The organism is Paenibacillus sp. JT31N17 (assembly GCF_056269255.1).
In genome coordinates, this window is record NZ_JBWDNP010000003.1 from 229907 (window position 1) to 247570 (window position 17664).

At 48.0% G+C, this 17664-nt stretch carries 20 protein-coding genes; 11 read left to right on the forward strand and 9 right to left on the reverse strand.

The features are described 5' to 3' along the window. Positions 1 to 172: 172 nt before the first annotated feature. Both AC0YOB_RS12715 and AC0YOB_RS12720 read left to right on the forward strand, forming a co-directional pair. Positions 173 to 709 (forward strand): hypothetical protein, encoded by a 537-nt coding sequence (locus tag AC0YOB_RS12715; protein ID WP_475793136.1) that lies wholly within the window; start codon positions 173 to 175, stop codon positions 707 to 709. A gap of 430 nt (positions 710 to 1139) precedes the next feature. Continuing rightward, on the forward strand, positions 1140 to 1316 hold the full coding sequence (locus tag AC0YOB_RS12720) for a hypothetical protein (protein WP_210042122.1): 177 nt from the start codon (positions 1140 to 1142) through the stop codon (positions 1314 to 1316). An 807-nt stretch (positions 1317 to 2123) separates the two neighbouring features. Here the strand turns inward: AC0YOB_RS12720 and AC0YOB_RS12725 are convergent. From AC0YOB_RS12725 to AC0YOB_RS12735, 3 genes are all read right to left on the reverse strand, one after another. Further along, entirely contained in the window at positions 2124 to 2921 is a 798-nt protein-coding gene (locus tag AC0YOB_RS12725; protein ID WP_475793137.1) for a DUF2935 domain-containing protein, read from the reverse strand. Positions 2922 to 3209: 288 nt separating this feature from the next. After that, on the reverse strand, positions 3210 to 3317 hold the full coding sequence (locus tag AC0YOB_RS12730) for a YjcZ family sporulation protein (RefSeq protein WP_379114547.1): 108 nt from the start codon (positions 3315 to 3317) through the stop codon (positions 3210 to 3212). Between the two features lie 711 nt (positions 3318 to 4028). Continuing rightward, the gene (locus tag AC0YOB_RS12735) at positions 4029 to 5207 is read right to left on the reverse strand and encodes an alpha/beta hydrolase family protein (RefSeq protein WP_475793138.1); all 1179 of its coding nucleotides are present in this window, start codon (positions 5205 to 5207) and stop codon (positions 4029 to 4031) included. 131 nt (positions 5208 to 5338) lie between these two features. Between AC0YOB_RS12735 and AC0YOB_RS12740 the strand changes: the two genes are divergently transcribed. From AC0YOB_RS12740 to AC0YOB_RS12750, 3 genes are all read left to right on the forward strand, one after another. Beyond that, positions 5339 to 5974, forward strand: coding sequence for an acyltransferase (locus tag AC0YOB_RS12740; RefSeq protein WP_475793139.1), 636 nt, complete (start codon positions 5339 to 5341; stop codon positions 5972 to 5974). 106 nt (positions 5975 to 6080) lie between these two features. Next, positions 6081 to 6248, forward strand: a complete 168-nt coding sequence (locus AC0YOB_RS12745) for a hypothetical protein (RefSeq protein ID WP_475793140.1) — start codon at positions 6081 to 6083, stop codon at positions 6246 to 6248. Positions 6249 to 6660: 412 nt separating this feature from the next. Further along, positions 6661 to 6918 carry a DUF3892 domain-containing protein gene (locus AC0YOB_RS12750; RefSeq protein WP_475768097.1) on the forward strand — a complete coding sequence of 86 codons (258 nt, stop codon included), beginning with the start codon at positions 6661 to 6663 and terminating at the stop codon, positions 6916 to 6918. Positions 6919 to 6927: 9 nt separating this feature from the next. Here the strand turns inward: AC0YOB_RS12750 and AC0YOB_RS12755 are convergent, their stop codons facing one another. Continuing rightward, on the reverse strand, positions 6928 to 7701 hold the full coding sequence (locus AC0YOB_RS12755; protein WP_475793141.1) for an MBL fold metallo-hydrolase: 774 nt from the start codon (positions 7699 to 7701) through the stop codon (positions 6928 to 6930). Between the two features lie 176 nt (positions 7702 to 7877). On the opposite strand from AC0YOB_RS12755, the gene AC0YOB_RS12760 reads away from it, so the two are divergent. The 3 genes from AC0YOB_RS12760 (at position 7878) to AC0YOB_RS12770 (ending at position 9242) form a co-directional block, all read left to right on the forward strand. Next, positions 7878 to 8078 (forward strand): hypothetical protein, encoded by a 201-nt coding sequence (locus AC0YOB_RS12760; RefSeq protein ID WP_475793142.1) that lies wholly within the window; start codon positions 7878 to 7880, stop codon positions 8076 to 8078. 159 nt (positions 8079 to 8237) lie between these two features. Next, positions 8238 to 8810 (forward strand): stalk domain-containing protein, encoded by a 573-nt coding sequence (locus tag AC0YOB_RS12765; RefSeq protein ID WP_475786424.1) that lies wholly within the window; start codon positions 8238 to 8240, stop codon positions 8808 to 8810. A gap of 111 nt (positions 8811 to 8921) precedes the next feature. Then, positions 8922 to 9242 carry a DUF1292 domain-containing protein gene (locus AC0YOB_RS12770; protein ID WP_210042088.1) on the forward strand — a complete coding sequence of 107 codons (321 nt, stop codon included), beginning with the start codon at positions 8922 to 8924 and terminating at the stop codon, positions 9240 to 9242. Positions 9243 to 9348: 106 nt separating this feature from the next. Here AC0YOB_RS12770 and AC0YOB_RS12775 read toward each other — a convergent pair whose 3' ends face one another. After that, positions 9349 to 9768 (reverse strand): DUF1885 family protein, encoded by a 420-nt coding sequence (locus tag AC0YOB_RS12775; protein WP_475793143.1) that lies wholly within the window; start codon positions 9766 to 9768, stop codon positions 9349 to 9351. A gap of 117 nt (positions 9769 to 9885) precedes the next feature. Between AC0YOB_RS12775 and AC0YOB_RS12780 the strand changes: the two genes are divergently transcribed. Continuing rightward, a complete protein-coding gene (locus tag AC0YOB_RS12780) occupies positions 9886 to 10719 on the forward strand; it encodes a dienelactone hydrolase family protein (RefSeq protein ID WP_475793144.1) in 834 nt (277 codons plus the stop codon). 60 nt (positions 10720 to 10779) lie between these two features. On the opposite strand, the gene AC0YOB_RS12785 is transcribed toward AC0YOB_RS12780, so the two are convergent. Continuing rightward, entirely contained in the window at positions 10780 to 12249 is a 1470-nt protein-coding gene (locus tag AC0YOB_RS12785) for an aminotransferase class I/II-fold pyridoxal phosphate-dependent enzyme (RefSeq protein WP_475793145.1), read from the reverse strand. Between the two features lie 135 nt (positions 12250 to 12384). Here AC0YOB_RS12785 and AC0YOB_RS12790 point away from each other — a divergent pair, with 135 nt between their 5' ends. Both AC0YOB_RS12790 and AC0YOB_RS12795 read left to right on the forward strand, forming a co-directional pair. Next, positions 12385 to 13650, forward strand: a complete 1266-nt coding sequence (locus AC0YOB_RS12790) for an MFS transporter (RefSeq protein WP_475793146.1) — start codon at positions 12385 to 12387, stop codon at positions 13648 to 13650. Positions 13651 to 13671: 21 nt separating this feature from the next. Continuing rightward, the gene (locus AC0YOB_RS12795; protein WP_210042071.1) at positions 13672 to 14862 is read left to right on the forward strand and encodes an MFS transporter; all 1191 of its coding nucleotides are present in this window, start codon (positions 13672 to 13674) and stop codon (positions 14860 to 14862) included. Between the two features lie 20 nt (positions 14863 to 14882). Here the strand turns inward: AC0YOB_RS12795 and AC0YOB_RS12800 are convergent, their stop codons facing one another. The 3 genes from AC0YOB_RS12800 to AC0YOB_RS12810 all read right to left on the reverse strand — a co-directional run bounded on the left by AC0YOB_RS12800 (position 14883) and on the right by AC0YOB_RS12810 (position 17407). Beyond that, positions 14883 to 15548, reverse strand: a complete 666-nt coding sequence (locus tag AC0YOB_RS12800) for a TetR/AcrR family transcriptional regulator (RefSeq protein WP_210042069.1) — start codon at positions 15546 to 15548, stop codon at positions 14883 to 14885. A gap of 87 nt (positions 15549 to 15635) precedes the next feature. After that, the gene (locus tag AC0YOB_RS12805; protein ID WP_475793147.1) at positions 15636 to 16655 is read right to left on the reverse strand and encodes an ABC transporter permease; all 1020 of its coding nucleotides are present in this window, start codon (positions 16653 to 16655) and stop codon (positions 15636 to 15638) included. Continuing rightward, entirely contained in the window at positions 16652 to 17407 is a 756-nt protein-coding gene (locus AC0YOB_RS12810; protein ID WP_475793148.1) for an ABC transporter ATP-binding protein, read from the reverse strand. The genes AC0YOB_RS12805 and AC0YOB_RS12810 overlap by 4 nt, the downstream gene beginning before the upstream one ends. Positions 17408 to 17664 lie beyond the last annotated feature (257 nt).

Consider the following 17664-nt stretch of genomic DNA (forward strand, 5'->3'; position numbering starts at 1 on the left):
TCTCCATCACTCACCAAAAAGATACGAATTATGGTTTTGATACGAATTTACTTTTGATACGAACCGACGTAAACACGATTCGACATGAAAATAAGGATAAGGACTCTTAAAGCACATGGGTATCTGTGGCATGATCTTTGTAGACGGCAAAACCAAATAGGGAGGTCCATTTATGAAAATGAAAAAGCTATTGATATCCAGTTTAATCGGGATTAGTCTGTTGGCGTCGGCGCAGTCAGCATTTGCAGCAACGTATTCGTCAGCTATTGAAACGAAAGACATCAGTGATCGGGAAGCTCAAGCGATGAACATTAAGTTTAATCAATATTTTATGGGGTATATCAGTGGTCCTGATCCGATAACGAAAGTAACTGATAGGGATTACTTTAAATGGGCCAACACCACCGATCATGATATTGCCATTGAAGTCTGGCTTTTCTCTCCAATGTTTTCCACTCCCACTCCAAAAGGAACTAAAGACAGTTACAATTTAACCGTTCGTCCTGATGATAAATACAGCTATCTTGCACAAAAGAATGGTCCATACAGCTATGCAAAAAATGATGGGTGGTATCAACAGGCTGAGCATCAACTCATAATCAAACCAGGAAGATCTGTGTTTTTCCGAGTTTGGTCTCCTTGGATTATGAATTTCAGTGAGACAAAGAACTATGTTATTTGGGTGAATGAAGTCCCAATCAAAAATTAGCGTTTGCTTTTATCTTTTCTTCCTCTCTAGTAACTAAACACGTATGCACTTAATGCTCGAGCGTAGCGTTACGTACGTGGTATGTCCGTTGCTATAGGAGTGGGTTTAATATACCGCCTTAATACGTATAAAGGGGTCACTCGAATGAGAGTGGCTTTTTTATGCCCGGCCGATGTTTAAATTTCAGGTTACTGCTCCTGCCCGACTCTGAAAGCCATTTGCAATTAATCGACGGCAGCGAAGCAGGTAAATGCCAGATCGTCTGTATTATGCGAAGGGGTAAAGGGGATCGTGTATCATGATTAACCCGACTGAAGATGCTCATCGGGTTATTTGGAATTAATAACTAGGTAATGTGTTTTTGCATATACTATGCCATACAAAATTTAACACCAGCCTAGACAGGCGAAACGGGAGGTGATGATTAACGATGGGATTTACATCAACTGAAAAGCTACAAGTTAAAGTAGCCTTGGAGGGCCGGGCGAATGATTTGCTCAAATGGATAGAACATTATGAAAAAACTGGCGATGACCTGGGGATGAAACTATACGAGAAGTATCTTGCAGATACACTATCGTCAATCGAAAAAATTTGGTCCGCCTAAGAATCGGAAATGAAAATAGAGCAGGAGGGGATCGCCCCTTACCTGCTCTATTTGCTGTTTACTTCTATTTTCTCGATCAACTGCGCTCCGGAATTCTTGACATTCCCTACATTCTTCGAAAAAGGGTATTTGATCATTTGTTCTGCAGGATACGGAACGAGCAAGGATTTATACCATCGTCGAGCTAGGCCCGCAACATATGGAAAGCGCCGAACGGAGGCCGTCCGGCAGCTGATACAGTTTTAAGAGAAATAGAAAAAGACCCGCAGAGCGGGTCAGTCAGAGTGCTTTGTAAATGTAGTTGTTGGGATACACTCCGAAGCTTAATTAATAACCGAATCTACCACAATTACAATCTGCCACAACCGCAAGCGATAATGACCAGCAAGATAAAGAGTACGAGGATAAATCCGATTCCTCTACCAGTGCCGACACCGCCAACTTCGCCTTCACAACCCATTCAAGAGCACCTCCTTGCCGTTTGGAGTACTCTGTAAGTTATGCATGCTTGAGTCGGCATGCTTGGATGATTGTTACGGAATGGCATTGACCCAATGATTGTCCGAGAGAGATAAACCACATGGAGGCATAAGCTTGAAAGGACTCATCATTAGGCCAAAGTGGGGATGAAAGATCCTATCAGGCGAGAAAATATGGGAAATCCGAGGACAAAACACTAGATAACACAGAATGGGCCGAATATAGTCTGAACCATTGCTTGAATATTGACGAACATGAGCAGTGACATGGGGGGAGCAGAATGCTAAATAATGTTGCCATTCCAAGGATTATTGTAAAATGGTGACGTTAGGCATGCTTGCCCTTCAGGCTGCTTTCAAACATATCAATTATGACCAGAAAGTGTTCTGCTTCACGGAATACATGATCGGCTAATAGTGGATGAATAATGCTCTTAATTCGACAGGCTTCGATTAAATCTCGAGCCGTTTTCTTAAAGTCACGAAGTGCTTTAACGGACACCTTATTCTGATCAAGAAATTGGTCCAGGAGCGGAACTGTTTGTGATTGGGGACGCATGTATTCCAAATCCTTTGCTTGAAAAAGCAATTGATCGAATTCTTGACTGAAGTTATTCGCCTGTTCAACTAGCTTCCGTTCAGAAGGATCAAGCAGGTGACTGATGAATTTGGCATGTTCAGCCATTATTCTTAGAAAGAATACATTCTCGTCAATTATGGCGTCAGGCAGTGGTTCTAATCTTCCTAAATTTAATTCCGCTAAGCGATTTCTAAAATAATTTGCTTCTCTGCTTACATGATCAACCAACAAGGGGAAATTGTTAGCACCGGGAAGCTGGCAAGTCAGTATTAAACCAAGCACTTTTCTCTTGAAGGCCCATATATATGTTACTGCAGCATGGACTTCTTCATTAAATCTTTTTATCACACTGGGATCTGTTCCCGCTGTAAATGCATTGGATCTATTCTCGATCGCTTCAAACACGGTATAGAAATGATTGGCTTCATTAATCAACTGAGTATCTTCACATCGGAATCCCAATCTCAAAAATAAGGAGTGCTCTTTCATTATACGAGACCAAAAGCGTACTTCATCTAATGAACGTGCTACAAACTGATCTGACAAAGCAATACCTCCTCTGGAGTTTTATCTTTACTGTATGAGAGGAGGCGGAATCTTTATGTCAATGGATAGAAATGTTCAAATCTAATGACCAAACTGTTATTCTTCAGCTTGCGGATATAAGCCATCCGTTTGCCGGACCGGCCGTCACACGAAGCTGGTGACTATGATTATGCCATTTTATATGATTGAACAGGAAATACCCTAAAGGCTGGCGGCGCCTTTAGGGTTGAGCAGGGAGGTTTAATGCATTCCGGAATAGTGCCTATCGGCTACAGTGGTCTTATTCGTTTAGTATCTTCCGAAGCCTCCACAGCTACAAGCGATGATCACCAATAAAATGAAAAGTACTAGGATCACTCCAGTGTTTGTGAAAGCACCACCAACAAGACCTGACATTCAAAGCACCTCCTTTTGTAGGGTACTGTAAATTATGCAAGTCAATTATAGTGTGATTGGGTATATGTATCCGAGCAATTTAATCAATTTGAATAGCCCATGAGTTCGGCTATTCCCTCCTATTCTGGCAGCCTGCAGCAGCCTTCAAACTGAACATATGTGCCTGGAGCATCATGCGGACCGATAGGAGATTTCTTCGTATGAACGTCCAAGCATAACAAGTAAATCTACCCGACGGTACAAGAAAAAGCGGAGCATCTTGCAAAACAAGATGCTCCTGAATGGGTGAAGCATTAGCAATAATGCTTCTTGTTTTTCTTGTGTTTCTTGCAAATAATAATTGCTTTTTGTCCGGGCTTGAGCACAACCTTAATTACTTTAGGGTGCCAGGTCTTTTTACACATGGGCTACACCTCCTCTTCAGAAGAGATAATTCATTATATGTGATATAAGAATCATTGCTTGGACAAACTGGCATATTTACGAAGACCAATTCACAGCCTGGCTGCTGCAACAAGATGGCCGGAGAGTCATGAGTTTAAACACAAGAGGAGGCAAATGATTGGCATTGACGAGCGAGATGACTGGTGCAAGTTCAGTATAGTGGTGGACATACAACTTAAGACAACTACAGAGCTTTTGCTGCCCGGAAGAAAAAAAGCAAGGCAGTAAAAAATCCTCCCGCCCGGGAGGATTTAGTGCAGGATCCTATCACTTCACAACCAATGTCATCATCTTATAAATGGTTTTAGATATTGTTTTCGTCCCCTGGGTAATGCTGACCTTCATCAAGCCAGTCAGTGGTTTTACAATATAAGTGCCACTGGACGCGTCGTATGCGATATCAGCCACTTCTTCAGTACCGTCGTCTAACCAGATTGAAAACCGTTTGGTTATAATATATCCCTGCACCAGAACCTTCCCTTTCTCGGCAATCGTCCACTGCGGATACTTTTTGGTTAGAACGGCCTGCCCCCAAATATCACGGGACAATCTTACCTGTTGATCCTGGTCAGGACTGGCATGCAGCCAACGGATGGCATCGCCTTTTTTACTCAGGTTGAACGAGTAATTGCTGTGTTTATGGAGATCCATCTGTTCCTTGACCATTTTGGATTGAACAGGCTGAACATTATTGTCTTCTGCATCGTGGAACATATATAAGAATCCGCCTTGCAGATTTTCACCAACGCCGTATTGATGCGCCCGAGAATAGTATTTGGCCTTGTTGCTTTGAGGCGTATCGCCTAAATACTGCTTTATACTCGCTTGCCGTGTTTTCGAGGTTGCCCACCAGCTGTTATTCTTGTCATATCCGTAGTCGGCCAAGCCAAAATGAGATACCAGCACATTAAAGGTATCGGGAAATTTGGCAGCAAGGCCAAAAGCATTACCGCCCCCACCTGAGTAGCCGGACACATTGATATTGGCAGGATCCACATAAGTGGAGAAGTTTTTCTTAACATATTCTATTGCATCTATAATATCGTACAGCTCTCGTCCATTCACATCCATAGTTCCTTCCGCCTGATCCCGACCACGCATCCCTACGGCAACGGCAAAGAAGCCGTAGTTCGCCATGTCCTTCATAATCCAGTCTGTCATGGAAGTTGAATCTTGTGTGTAGCCATGCATGAGGACGACGATGGGGAGGTTTTTCTTCGAAGAATCATAAGCGTAATGAGCATAGAGATTGTTGATTTTATCAATTGTGCTAGGGTAACGGAATGAATGAAGCACAACATGATCCGACACTGATTTGGCTTCTATTTTATTGTTTTCAGCGAATACAATTTTGTTTCCCTCTGAAAGGGAAGGCAGGGTAACAGCTCCGCTGAATGTGATGGCCGCTGACAGCAGGATAAGCACTTTTAGTTTATTACCTGACATCTATAATCATCCTCCATATTGTTCTTAATAACGAAATAATTCTGATGTCCCATCTTTGCATGTAATCATGATTTTTGCAATAAAAGGAGTATTACATTTTCGATTTCCATATTGTGGATAATGAAAGATCATTGTATAATGTTCGTATTAAAGAACAAATCATTCATTATGAAGAGCCCATTCCTCTTGGAAGAGGTGAAACCACATTGGTAAAGAAAATGATTACCTTCATGAAAGTAAGAACCCGAAAGTACTTTTTGGAGGAGATTTGGCTGGAGGACTACATCAAATTAGGCATGAGAATTGGAAAGAACTGCAGCATACAACCTGGGGTTACCTTTGACTATTCGCATTGTTGGCTGATCCGTATTGGCAATAATGTTACAATTGCTCCCCAAGCTTACATATTAGCACATGATGCAAGTACAAAGCCGCTGATTGGTTATACAAAAGTCGGCAGTGTCAGAATTGAAGACGATGTGTTTATCGGCGCTCGGGCGGTTATCATGCCAGGGATCACAGTCGGTCGGGGCTCTATTGTAGCGGCAGGCAGCGTTGTGACAAAGTCAATTCCCGAGAGAAGCGTGGCGGCGGGCAACCCGGCCAAGGTCATTTTGACTGTAGCAGAATTTGAAGAAAAGATGCGGCGGCTGCATAAGCAGTCCCGCGTCTATGAGGAAGACTTTACGCTAAGAGGACATATAACGGAAGACAAGAAGGACAAGATGTATCATGAACTGATTAATATGACAGGATTTGTTGACTAATTTCTGAAAATTAATCGCTGCTGCCGTCTCCTCGCACGACTATTCAGCCCGATGAGCGCATATCGTTACTTCATAGGCGTTTGGCTTGGAGAAAGGGGCGGGTTATATGATCAAGGAAGCTGCCGAACTGGTTGTCTGGCTGATCGGTTTATTTGGGATATGCGGTATTGTAATCGTGCTCACGGCAAAAATGGTGATTCATGATACTTTCGACTATGACGAGCCTTTTGTGTGGAGGAGGAAGCTCCCCAAGGACGCATGGCCTAAACGATAGATATACCGCCGCTGAGAGGTCTGTTGTTTGATTTTTTGGCTATTGGACATACTAGTCCCATAGAAAACAACAGATGCCAAGGGGCTGGTTTTGGATTGAAAAAATTAATCTGCGCAGCTGCTGCAGCATGCTTATGTCTGTGCACAGGCTGTGTGAAAAGCAATGTGGAGCCGGCTATGACCTACGAGGACGGGCATCTCCAAAGCATATCCACTGATGTATATCCTCTAAGCCGCTCTATATTCGGAGATGTTTACGGCTTAAAACGTGATCCAGAAAACAAGAAGCCAGGCTTGACAGAGGAGAAGCATGTGGGCAAAGGCGGCGGTCGCTTAAGAGATGAATAATATGCTCTTAAGACGGACAAGCTAGACTTGCAGACAATGACATGCATGCATAAGGAGGCAAAACGATGAATGAGAATGAACAAGGATTCGGCCAATCAGGCCGGGAGTCACTGGTAGCGGTACAAAAGAACGGTGATGGAGATCTTCAGGCATTCAAGACTTCCTCAGGTCGTGTACTCGATTACGCACAAGCCTTGCAAGAAGCGCAAACAGGGCAGCTTGCAGGCGTCAATGTCTTTAAAGGAAGAGATGGTGGTCTGTATATTCGCGGAGATGCCGATGGCGATCCGACCAATAATCTCGATAATCTGCCAACGTTCTGAACAGAGCCTCTATAAATAAACGGAAAAGCCCGCTATTGGCGGGCTTTTTTTGCTGCGTTTAGAAGGAATAAAGATGATGTGCTCCACAAAGGTCATGGTGCCGGTCTGACCTTTGTAGTTGACCCTGTTATCGTCGTAATGCATCAGCATGATGAGCTTTTGAATGTAATCGGGCAGCGTCTTGAGTTCGTCGAGCGTTGTATGGACCGCACCCGGAGAGGTGAACTGGCAGTCATGGAAAATGGTCGTGCAGCCTTGCTGGACAAGAGTATCAAGCAGCCCAGGATCAAACCTCATATCCGCCGAATAAAAAAACGTCTCATTAATAAGAAAGGAATAGCTGAGCTTGCCTGGAATATGGCTGGTACGGATCGCCTTCACGTTAAATCCGGAGAGAAGCTGAATAATTCTATTTTCTTTTAGAAGATGCACCTCAAAGTAATCGTCCAGTGATTTGAACTCATCCTGGTTCAAACCGCCCTGGAGAGAGGTTTCCCAAAGTGTGTCTATAAGCGTCTCCATAATAAACAAAGCAGGCTTGCGCTTGAAAATAAATTTCATTTGCAGCGCAAACTCTTCCATCCCTCCGATATGATCCGCATGAATATGGCTGATCATCAGTGCATCGATATCATTAAAGGTTTTGCCCAACTGATGTAAGGAGAGCGGGGCTGTAATTCCGCAGTCCAGCATGACGGTGTGGTCTTCACAGTAAATCAGCGCATTCGTGTTGTAATATTTTTTGGCAAATGCGCTGCCCGTTCCAAGCATTTGTACATTCAACCGCCGCTTCCCCCTACCATTCAATACTTACAAATTTATCATCTCTGATTGCAAATGGAAAGAGTGCCATTGTTTTATATTTCCGCCAAACAGGGATAAGAGCCGATACGCGCCTGTACCGATCTTCATATGATAACGATGAAGGAATCGCTACTGTGAAGGCAGGTGCAGCAGTCATGTCAAAAAGCAAAGTTGCCAAAAAGAAAACGCCATCGGCTTCCGACAAAAAACAAACTGTAATGAAGCTTGTTCTTTCTGATACATGCGCAGTATGCAAAACACCCTGCGCGCGCGGATTGCGCTATTGGGCGGCCATGAAAACCCCTGGTGCGGTCGGTAAAGGCGTACCCTGCATTTTAACCAGAGCATATGTTTAAGGAATGATTTCCCTGGGTTTATTTCCCGGGGAATCTTTCATTAGTGTATAACTATAAGCTTACCGAAATCTTACCTGAAAAATTTTTGGAATTGGCGCAACTTTGGACGAATTGGTGAGTATAACCATACATCCAGACAAAGTGATGGAGGTTTATGTCATGAAGTTTAGAAAGCTTCTCATCTTGCTGCTGGTGATGTCATTGTGGGGCGGTACCATGCTGTTTGCCGATTCGGCAGCACAGAAGGTACGGGTAATCGTGAACGGTTCTGAGTTGGATGACGCTGGAATGTTTATGGACGGCAAATCATTCATATCCGTTCGCCAGATAGCCAACACGCTTCAAGCGCTCGTTATTTGGGACGAAGGAGCAAAGAAGGTTACCGTGTACAAGCCTAACGTCCACATGTTTCTATTTCAGCAGGACAACACCATTTTCGGCAATGTGGTAAAGGGCAATCGAATTACTTTCAAGGTATTTGCACAGATCGATAATTTGCTCACCACGGGAACCGCTGTGAAGGTATCGATATTTGATCCAAGCGGAACCGAGAAAATCATTCAATCGGAGAACAAATCTATCGACAAAGATAATTTCTGGTATCGGACAGAGGATGTTAATTATTCCTTCGATACAGCAGGCAAATATACGATCAGATTTTTCATGAAAACCGACGGCAATGACGAGTGGAATCTCCTATCAGAAAAGACAATTACTGCCAAAAACCCATAATGGAACAGCGCCTTTGCTTCTCTTGAGCAGGGGCGTTTTTGTTTGACCATAACTTGTCATCCATGTTACGATACGAAGGAAAGGTATCATGAATTGAAATGAGGGTATCCAATGAGCGAGCATGAACATAATAACGGCGAACATGTACATGGAGAAGACTGCGATCACGACCACGAAGAGCATGTCTTTCTTGTGACGGATGAAGAAGGCAAAGAACGTGAAATGGTCATGGTCTATACCTTCGAGTCTGAAGAGCAAGTATATGCTGTGCTTCTGGACCGCAACGATCCTGAAGCTGATGGCGTGATTTTCCGAATTGAAGAAGAGAATGGAGAAGCTTTTCTCGTTGGAATTGAAGATGATGCCGAATGGGATCGCGTGACGCGCATTTATGAGGAAATTGCCGAACGCGAGAATGAGCCTGAGGCTTAAGACATCATAATAGCACCATTAAAACTCCGGTAACCCACCATAGGCTGCCGGAGTTTTAGCTGTACCATGGGGCTGCACGCCCAGTCTGGCTATGTATATCTTGAAGCTATTTGCGCGGATTATAATAGATGGTGCGGCCGTTGAACATCATTAATTCCGCTTTCAGATGCTTGGCCAAATATTTGCACAGCTCATTGCCCTTGGCTTTGTCGCCATGTGTAGCACCTTCCGGAAGGACCACCTGGACATAGTGGATTTCGCGTTCACCTTGATTTTGCGATCCGACACCGAATAAAATATAATAATATAACGGATTTGTACCTTTCAAATAGAACCAACGCTGCTCCTCGCCGGGTTTTGTCTCAACCGTGTAAGGGAATGCTGCTTCGGAGTAGTCCCAGCCCAGCTGCTGACCTGTTAGAGCGGTTTGTTCCTGATAACGTGCGAGATGTTCTTTCACTTCATCAAGGCTCAACTGCTGTACAATGGAACCGTCTACAAATTTAATGTAAGCGCTCTGACTCATTGTTTGCCCACCCCCTTCAATATCATAGCATTAGGGTTTGAGAATGACAATATTGCATAGAGGACTGTTTGCGATCATGGGAAGTATCTCTTTTGAATGAAGAGGAGGATTTCAGTTATGAGCGTCGAAACGGAATGGATCAGATACGGTGAAAACGGGGAATACAGCGGTTATGTGGCAAGGATGGCGGATGTGCGGGAACCGCTCCCGTCTGTCATTGTGCTGCAGGAAATATGGGGAGTCGACGGGCATATCCAGGATGTGACGCGGCGTATCGCCAAGGCCGGTTATGTGGCATTTGCGCCGGATTTGTTCAGCAAGGACGGGTTCAGACAGGCAGGCTTCGAGCAGGATCGAATCGATGAAGCCAAGCTGTTTCACAACACGATTAAGCCTGCCCAGTGGGCCGACCCGGAGCAGCGTCAAGCTGCGCTGGCCAGTCTGCCGGTACAAAAACGCGATCAGATAGAGAGCACGCTGGGCAAAGTTTTTAACACAGGCGGCATGCTTCCGGATTTCATCCGCCAGGTCGCAGCTACCTCCGCATGGCTGAGGGATACGTATGAGTATTCGTATGGAAGAGGGGTAGCTTCCATGGGGTTCTGCCTGGGAGGCACATTGTCTGGCCGGCTGGCAGCGCTTGATCCGGAGCTTCGGGGAGCAGTTATCTTCTATGGAAGTGCGCCTCCCCCGGAGAGTATTCCTGAAATTCAGTGTCCAGTCACCGGTTTTTACGGCGAATTGGATAATCGGATTACAAGCGCCGTACCGGAATTCGCGGAAGCTGCAGAGAAAGCCGGCGTGGCGTTCGAATATCATATCTATGACGGAGCCCAGCATGCTTTTTTCAATGATACCCGTCCTTCTTATCATGTGGATGCAGCGAGGGACGCTTATGGAAGAACGCTTCAATTTTTGCAGCAGGTGCTGACGGATTCCATTCAAGCCTGAATCAATAAAGACCGCTTCCCATCGACGATGACGCCGGGGAAGCGGTCTTTTGAGTCTGGACTATGAAATCGCGGTTTCCTCGACAATTACCTTCACGAATTCGATGCTGCGATCCTCCGGTCCCTTGACAGGCAGTCCAACCTCGACGTGATCGATAATATAGTCAATATTAGGCTGGGAGATGACCTCGCCCGGGAGCAGAATTGGAATGCCTGGCGGATAAACATAGATAAATTCGGCAATAATACGCCCTGCCGATTCCTTGAACGGGATCACTTCCGTCTGCGCATAGAACGCATCGCGCGGAGTAAGCGAGAGCTGGGGAATCTCAGGTATTTTGACTACCAGCTCCTTGGCTTCGTTCAGCTGATAATGAGATTGAGCCAGATCCCGAAGAGCAGTTATCAGGATATCGATCGATTCCTGTGTATCTCCTGGCGTTACAAGGGCAAGGATGTTATACATATCGCTTAATTCAACTTCAAGGTTATAATGCTCGCGCAGCCAGTTCTCTGTTTCATAACCGGTAATGCCCAGATGCCTGACGTGAATGGTCAGCTTGGTCGGATCGTAGTCGAAGGTCGCTTCTCCGCCAAGAATTTCGTTGCCTAAGCAGTACAGCCCATCCATGCGGTTGATCTCTTCGCGCGCGAACTGAGCCAGACCGACCGCCTTCTCGGCAATCTCATGGCCATTGAGCGCCAGATGGCGTCTTGATGTGTCCAGGGAAGCGAGCAGAATATAGGAAGTTGATGTGGTTGTCAGCATACTGATTATGGTCTGAACCCGCTGCGGATTGATCCTGCCCTTGCGCACATTCAGCACGGAGCTCTGGGTCATGGAGCCGCCCAGCTTATGCACGCTTGTCGCCGCCATATCCGCGCCTGCCTGCATAGCCGACATCGGGAGCTTCTCATTAAAATGAATCAGGACGCCATGCGCTTCATCGACCAGCACAGGAATGTCATAGCGGTGGACGAGCTCGACAATTTCCTGAAGATCTGCGCATATGCCGTAATAAGTCGGGTTAATAACGAGTACCGCTTTGGAATCCGGATGGCGCTCAAGCGCCCGTTTGACCGCGCTTGTCGTAATCCCGTGGTCGATCCCGAGGTTCGCATCACGGGCAGGAGAGATAAATACGGGCCGTGCGCCGGCAAATATGATGGCTGACATAATCGATTTGTGCACATTTCGCGGCACGATGATTTTGTCGCCAGGGGCGCAGACGGATAAAATCATCGTCATAATGGCGCCGCTTGTTCCTTGTACCGAAAAAAAGGTATAATCGGCTCCGAAAGCATCGGCAGCGAGAATTTGCGCTTCTTCAATAACTCCGGTCGGCTGATGCAGATCATCAAGCGGCGCAATATTTATAAGGTCGATGGATAACGCATTATCGCCAATAAATGCCCGGAATTCGGGATCGCTTCCAAGGCCCTTTTTATGTCCGGGAATGTGGAATTGAACAGGGTTTTGAGCCGCATGGCTGCGCAGTGCGCTGAACAGCGGTGTCCGAGTATGATTCATGTACTTTCATTCCACCCTTTCGTCAGGTATCGTACAAACAAGGTTGAGTATAGCAAAAACAGGGGGGATTGCAAGCATGTTTTTCGGGAAATCCGAAAGCGTAATGGACTGCTGCAGCCGGAAAGGGGAAACACCATGGAAATCGCGAAATCATGGGCGGGCAAAAAGGTGCTCAAATCGCCGTTTGTCGTTCAGCTGCTTATTATCATGTACCTTGTCGAATTCGTGAAGGGCGCACTGCTGGTGTCGATCCTGCCCGTCTATATGGGTACGGTTCTGGGCTTGTCAGTCTATGCGGTCGGTTGGGCGCTGGCCCTGCAATACATAGGAGACAATGCATTCCGAAGTCCTCTGGGCTGGATCATCGATCGAATCGGCTATCGTTATGTAATGCTGTTTGGCGTATTGCTGACCTTCATCTCTGTCGCTATTATATCTTTGTCCAGCGGCCATGTATTCTGGATTATATTGGCCTGCCTGCTGCTTGGCATCGGAACGTCCCCGCTGTGGCCCTGTGTAATAACCGGAGCAACGGCTGTAGCCGGAAATGAAGCAAGCGGAACGATTATGAGCGTGGTATACATGGCATGGCTGACTGGTGTTGGCTGCGGGCCGATTGTCATCAATTTCTTCATCGCGCATTCGTTTCATCCCGCCTTCAGGCTGCTGATCGGGATGATGAGCGTCGTCGTCGTCGTCGCACTGTTCCTGCCGGGCAGACGCAAATCGCATGAAATTGAAGGAAGGACCGCTCCAGAGGCAACAGCGGAATTAAAGGAGAAGCAATCGCTGGGCATGGCGGAAAGAACAAGACGTTACCTCGCCAAGGTGCGCAGTTCCCTGCATGCAAGCAAGCTGCTGTATCCCGCCATGTTTATGCAAAATTTTGCGCTGGGGCTGCTCACCCCGATCCTGACGCTGTATGCCCGGACCGTGCTGCATCTGACCCCGCAGCAGTACAGCCTGTACCTCATCGCAGGCGGGGCTGTAACCGTGCTGGGGCTGATTCCGGTCGGCAAGTGGGTCGACCGCTTCGGGACCAAATGGTTTTTGCATGTCGGATTTATAACGGCGGCGATCTCGCTGCCCACTCTCGGATATACACGGATGCTTCCTCTTGTTTTGATTATCGTGGCCTTTGTGGGGGCGGGCTATGCCTTTATTATTCCAGCCTGGAATACGCTCATTGCGCAGGCCATACCAAAATCGGAGCGCGGCGCGGTTTGGGGCTTCTTCCTCACCATCGAAGGCCTGGGGATGGTGTTCGGCAGCATTATGTCCGGGAAGCTGTGGGATAAGCTGGGTCCGCATTCTCCATTTTTACTGAGCGGGATCGTGATGCTGCTGCTTTTTGTTCTTCATTTGTTCATAACAAGACGCTCAGAAGTTGTGGTACGATGATGATGTGGAGGGAATTAATGAATGAAGGACAAACGACTCTTAATCGTCATGCTTATGCTTATCACAACGTTCATCGGCTTTGGCATTATTATTCCTGTCCTGCCTGAGCTGGTCAAGGAAACCAGCCCCGAGTCGGTCGAGTTCCACACGGGCATGATGCTGTCAGTCTATTCGGCCGTGTCGTTCCTTGTATCTCCTCTTTGGGGAGGCATGTCCGACCGTATCGGCAGACGACCGGTCATTCTGATTGGCGTATTGGGCTTCGCGGCCAGCTTCCTCGTATTCGGAATCGCGGACGGCAGCCTGCCGCTTATGTATGCTTCCCGGGTGCTCGGTGGAATCTTCTCCGGAGCGGTGACATCCGTTATTGTCGCGTATGTTGCCGATATTACGCCTCCGGATCAACGGACACGCGGCATGGGGCTTGTGGGCATGTCCATCGGCCTTGGATTTACAATTGGACCTGGCGTGGGTGGGCTTCTCAGCCTGGTTTCGGATAATACGCCGTTTTTTGCAGCGGCGGGTCTTTCTCTGGTGACGTTCATGCTCGCGGTGACCAAGCTGCCGGAATCCTTGACGCCCGATCTGCGGCTTCTTGCCGGCGAACATAAGCCTTCCCGCTGGAGCGCCTTCACGGGATCGGTGAAATATTTGTATCTGCTCGCCCTGCTCGTTTCTCTGTCGCTTGCGGGACTTGAGGCGACTCTGCAGCTTTTCGGCATGGAACGCTTTAATGTCACGCCGCTGCAGGTCGGCATTATGTTCCTGGTATGCGGTCTGGTCGGGGCGCTCATCCAGGGCGGTGTGGTCCGCAGACGGATCCGCAAAGGGGAAGAGCCCAAATATATTGCCGCGGGTCTGGTGATTTCCGCAGTCGGCTTTCTGCTGCTGATCACGTCGCATTCCCTGGTGTCGGCAACGGTCTATCTGGCCATCTTCGGCATCGGCAACGCGTTGATCCGCCCCTGCGTAACCTCGCTGATTACACAGAAGACAACAGTCGGACAAGGTGTCGCGTCAGGGCTTAGCTCCTCCATGGACAGCCTGGGCCGGATTATCGGGCCATTATTCGGCGCTTTCCTGTTCACGGTTGATCTGAAGCTGCCTTATTTGGCAGGAGGACTCCTGTCTCTCGCGGCACTGCTGCTTCTGCTGCGGTTCCGGATGGCCCAGCCCAAGAATGTTCCAGCAAAAGACGCTCCCCCGGTATAGGCCGGAGGAGCGTCTTTGTTTTATTTTATGCTCAATCCCCGAATGATAAACGAAATGGTTTCTTCGCGCTCAAACTCGTCGTCCCAGCCCGCATCCTCACGGTTTTCATTATAAGCCCTCGTGATGACGTACCCGATAATCGCGGACATCGTCAGACGAATCACCGTTAAGTTGGGGATTTCCATCAGTTGCCCCCTGGATTTGAATTTGTCCACGATCAGATTCATCCGCTCGAGTACCTTGCTCAATATATTTTTGCGGAATTGCTCTTGAAGCTCGGGGTGGAACGGAATTTCCTGAATCAATATTTTGAACACATTCATATGGTTGCGCAGAAACTCGATCCGGTTGGCGATCACTGCGCGCAGGAATAGCTCATACCGGTCATAATCCACATCGAGCACCTTATTGAAGTCGCGCAGCACAAAAGGGGCGATGAGCTTCGTCATAACCGGAGCGACAATGGACAGAAGCAGATCCTTTTTGGTCTTGTAATGGCGAAAAATCGTACCCTCTGCAACACCGGCACGCTGCGCAATCTCATTCGTGGAAGCCGCCGCGAAGCCTTTCTCGGCAAAAACCTCAATGGCTGCCTGCAGGATTTTGGACTGCTTCTCGGTCATTTTTACCGCTTCAGCCTCGCTTTTCTCCAGCTCCGCAAACCATTGCTCCATCGTCTCTTTCATCGTACGGACAACTCCTCAAAGCCAGAAATGAAGTCGGAACAGCTGTTCCATGATCAAGTCCGATCATATCACAGCAGGACAGGTTTGTTAAATGGCCCGGTGCTTGCGCAGCGCCTGAACGTTCAGCAGGACAAACAAAATGGAGAAGCCAAGCAGCACGTACACATCAAGCTGAATATCGGACCAGCCTGCACCGCGGATCATAATTCCGCGCATCGCGTCCGCACCGTAATAGAGCGGCATGATATAGCTCAGCTTTTGCAGCCAGGGAGCCATGGCATCCAGATTGAACAGGCCGGAGAAGAACACCTGCGGCACAATAACGAGCGGTATAAACTGAATAATCTGGAACTCGCTCCCGGCAAAGGAGGATAACAGGATGCCGAGTGTCAGGGCCGTCAGCGACAGCAGCAGATTCATCAGCAGCACAAGCCAGATGGAACCGTCCATATACAGTCCCAGCACATCGATGGCGAACCAGGCGATGAGGGCCGCTTGGAGCAAAGTGAATAATCCGAATCCGGCCAAATAGCCGATGACAATTTCGGAACGGCGGATCGGCGTGGCAAGCAGCCTTTCCAGGGTGCCGCTTGTTCTCTCCCGCAGGAAGGATACACCGGCCAGCAGAAAAACAAAGAAGAAGGAGAAGAAGCCGATCAGCACGGGTCCGAAAGAATCGAAGGAGGACATATCAGATCTGCCATGCAGATAGGAAACTGCCGGTTGCAGTGAAGGGTCCGCAGTCTGGACCGCTTGCTGCAGCAGGAAAAGCACCGTCCGGCTCTCGGAAGGATCGCTTCCCTCCAGGCGCAGGGAAGGCTTGCCTTCCTGCCAATCCAGAATGGCATCGAGCTCGCCATCTTCCAGCGCTGACTCGGCGGATGCCATATCCTCATAAACGGTTACATGGGCATCCGCAGCCGCAAGCTGTGCAGCAAGCTGCTGGGGGATATGCAGCGTTCCGAGCTGGGGCTGGACAGTCTGGCCGTTAAAGACCAGCTTCATCAGCACCAGAATAAGCAGCGGCGCAACGAACAGCAGGGCCAGCGTGCGTTTATCCCGCAGAAATTGGCGGATAATCCGAATGGCAAGTGCGCGTATCTTCATGGCTTCGCACCTCCGCCAAGAGCTATGAAGGCCTGCTCAATAGTTTGGCTTCCCGTTCTGCCTTTGATGGCTTCAGGCGTATCCACTGCAGTCAGCTTCCCGTCACGGATAAGAGCGAGACGGTCGCATTTCTCGGCTTCATCCATGACATGGGTGGTCAGAATAATCGTGGTCCCGCGCCCCCGCATAGCGGTAAGCTCCCGCCAAATGGACTGCCGCAGCACGGGATCGATGCCGACAGTCGGTTCATCGAGAACGAGCAGCTCAGGCTCGTGAAGCAGCGAAATCGCGAGCGACAAACGCCGCTTCATCCCGCCGGAATAGGCGGCAACCGGTTTGTTCAAATCATCGAGAAGATTGACGATTGTCATCGCTTCCCGAATGCGGTTGTTCCTGTGAGTGCCGCGAAGGCCATACAGCGACGCGAAGAAGACGAGATTTTCCCTGGCGGTCAGCTCATTATAAAGCGCATCGGACTGCGCCATGTAGCCGAAGCGCTGCAGCATGGACAGCCGGGGCATCGGCTGCCCGAGCATCCTTACGGAGCCTTCGTCTGCTTTGTCAATGCCGGTAATGAGCTTCACAAGGGTCGTCTTGCCGGAGCCTGACGGGCCGAGCAGGCCGAACAGCTCGCCGGGTTCAACGGTCATTGTAATGCCGTCAAGCACAGTTCTTTTGCCGAAGCGGCGAAAAACATGGCTCAGCTCCACTGCAGGCACGCCGCCGGAAAGGGAAGAGGATTCAACTGTCATAAGACACTCTCCTTCAATGAAATGAGTGATTACTCACATTCATCATACCTCTCGTTTGATGATTTTGTAAAGTGAGTAATCACTCTTATTGAAAGAAATAAAAAAAGCACTGTCCGTTAGACAATGGCTTCTTTGTCGTCCTTATTTTCTTTCGTTTTCTCCTCGGTCACTTGATCCGGCTCATCGAACGGTACACGATCCTCTTCATAATACATCTATTATTCACCTCCTTGCTTATGACTTTATTTATTGTAGAC